Here is a 2,052-nt window from a genome sequence, read left to right as displayed (position 1 = left end):
CTCGTCAAGCGCGAGTTCACCGCGACCGCACCAAACCGGCTCTGGGTGACGGACCTGACGTTCGTGCCCACCTGGGCCGGCGTCGCTTACGTGTGCTTCATCGTCGACGCGTTCAGCAGGATGATTGTGGGCTGGCGGGTCGCGTCCCACATGCGCACCGAGATGGTCCTCGACGCGATCGAGATGGCCCGCTGGTCCCGCGGACGCCACCACGCCGATCTGCGCTGTCACAGCGACGCGGGCTCTCAGGGCGGATTCAACTGGTCGTCGCAACACCTCGTGATCGCGGAGGTGTCAGATGGTTCGTCGTCAGCAGGCAGCAGATCGGGCGGAGCGACCGAAGCTTCGGTCGCCGGGGCATCCGAAGTTCCCACGGCATATCGAGGCAGCATTCTGGGCGGGGATCGCGAAGGGGCTGTTGCCCATCGAGGCTGCTGCGGTGGTCGGCGTGGCGCAAGCCGTCGGTCAGCGGTGGTTCCGCAACGCTGGCGGCATGCCTCCGTTTGATCTGAAGTTGACGCCAACCGGACGCTACCTGTCGTTCGCTGAGCGTGAGGAGATCGCGCTCCTGCGTGCTCAGGGAAGCGGGGTGCGTGAGATCGCCCGAACCATAGGCCGTGACCCGGGGACCATCTCCCGTGAGCTGCGCCGGAATGCGGCCGTCCGCTACGGAAGTCGCGGGTATCGAGCATCGGTTGCGCAGTGGAAGGCCGACATGGCTGCGAAGCGCCCGAAGGCGGCGAAGCTGGTCACGAACGTGCGGTTGCATACCTACGTCCAGGACCGATTGTCGGGGCAGATCACCACGCCTGATGGCAAGGTGATCGTCGGTCCCGAGCCTCCGCGGTTCACGGGGATCAACAAGCCGCACCGCAAGCACCGCGGGTGGTCCACGGCGTGGAGTCCGGAGCAGATCAGCAACCGGCTCAAGGTCGACTTCCCCGATGATGAGTCCATGCGCATCAGCCATGAGGCGATCTACCAGTCGCTCTACATTCAGGGCCGCGGTGCGCTCAAACGCGAGCTCGTCTGGTGTCTGCGCACGGGCCGTGCGCTGCGCGCGCCGCGGGAGCGGTCACGCCGGAAGACGTGGGCGCACGTCACTCCCGGAACGCTGATCAGCGAACGTCCCGCAGAAGCTGAGGACCGCGCGGTCCCTGGCCACTGGGAAGGAGACCTGCTGATCGGGCTCGAGCGTTCAGCGATCGGCACCGTCGTCGACCGCACGACCAGATTCACGATGCTGGTCCACCTCCCACGCGAGGAGGGCTATCGGCACAAGGAGACACCCAAGAACGGCCCCGCACTGGCCGGCTACGGCGCGATCACGATGAAGAACGCGCTGGCGAGGATCATGTCGACGCTCCCCGCCCAACTGGCACGGTCGTTGACCTGGGATCGCGGCAAAGAGATGTCTGCTCACGCAAAGTTCACGGTCGAGACGGGCATCCCGGTGTTCTTCGCCGACCCCCAATCGCCCTGGCAGCGTGGCACGAACGAGAACACCAACGGGCTGCTGCGTCAATACTTCCCCAAGGGCACCGACCTGTCCTGCTGGTCGGCCGAGGAGATCGAAGCCGTCGCTCACGCACTCAACACAAGGCCCCGCAAGACACTCGACTGGAAGACCCCCGCCGAGGCATTCAACGAGCAGCTACTGTTGCTCCAACAGAGCGGTGTTGCAACGACCGGTTGAACCTGGTCAGTTCACGTCGATTCGCTACGGTGAACGCCTCGCGGAGATCGGCGCGACACCCTCGATCGGAACGGTCGGCGATTCGTATGACAACGCCCTGGCCGAGACGGTGAACGGCTATTACAAGACCGAACTCGTCCGCGGACCTGCCCGCCAAGGACCGTGGAAGACCGTCGAGGACCTCGAGCTCGCGACGCTCGGGTGGGTGCACTGGCACAATGCGCAACGTCTCCATGGCTACCTCGGCGACGTCCCGCCCGTCGAGTTCGAGAACGCGTTCTATGCTGTCCAAGCCGACCGCGAACTGCTGGTCGGAATCAAATAGCGCGAGTCTCCATCAGACCCAGGGCGCTTCA

1 protein-coding gene and 2 pseudogenes are annotated in these 2,052 nt (G+C 65.1%); all 3 read left to right on the top strand.

Annotation, left to right across the window (positions count from 1 at the left end; all coding sequences use genetic code 11):
* Positions 1-249, top strand: a pseudogene (locus tag B5M43_RS14835) (DDE-type integrase/transposase/recombinase); the annotation flags it as partial.
* Positions 250-298: 49 nt separating this feature from the next.
* Positions 299-1,696, top strand: coding sequence for an IS30 family transposase (locus B5M43_RS14830; protein ID WP_134745138.1), 1,398 nt, complete (start codon positions 299-301; stop codon positions 1,694-1,696).
* 7 nt (positions 1,697-1,703) lie between these two features.
* Positions 1,704-2,021: pseudogene (locus B5M43_RS14825) on the top strand (integrase core domain-containing protein); the annotation flags it as partial.
* Positions 2,022-2,052: the final 31 nt, after the last annotated feature.

The organism is Microbacterium sp. MEC084 (genome assembly GCF_004514465.2).
Classification (GTDB): domain Bacteria; phylum Actinomycetota; class Actinomycetes; order Actinomycetales; family Microbacteriaceae; genus Microbacterium.
Note: the sequence above shows the minus strand (reverse complement) of the source record. Positions and strands in the feature narration are given on the sequence as shown.

What these genes read in the sequence shown, in the direction of transcription:
- B5M43_RS14830 (WP_134745138.1), top strand. Translation starts at nt 299, where the DNA reads ATGGTTCGTCGTCAGCAGGCAGCAGATCGGGCGGAGCGACCGAAGCTT.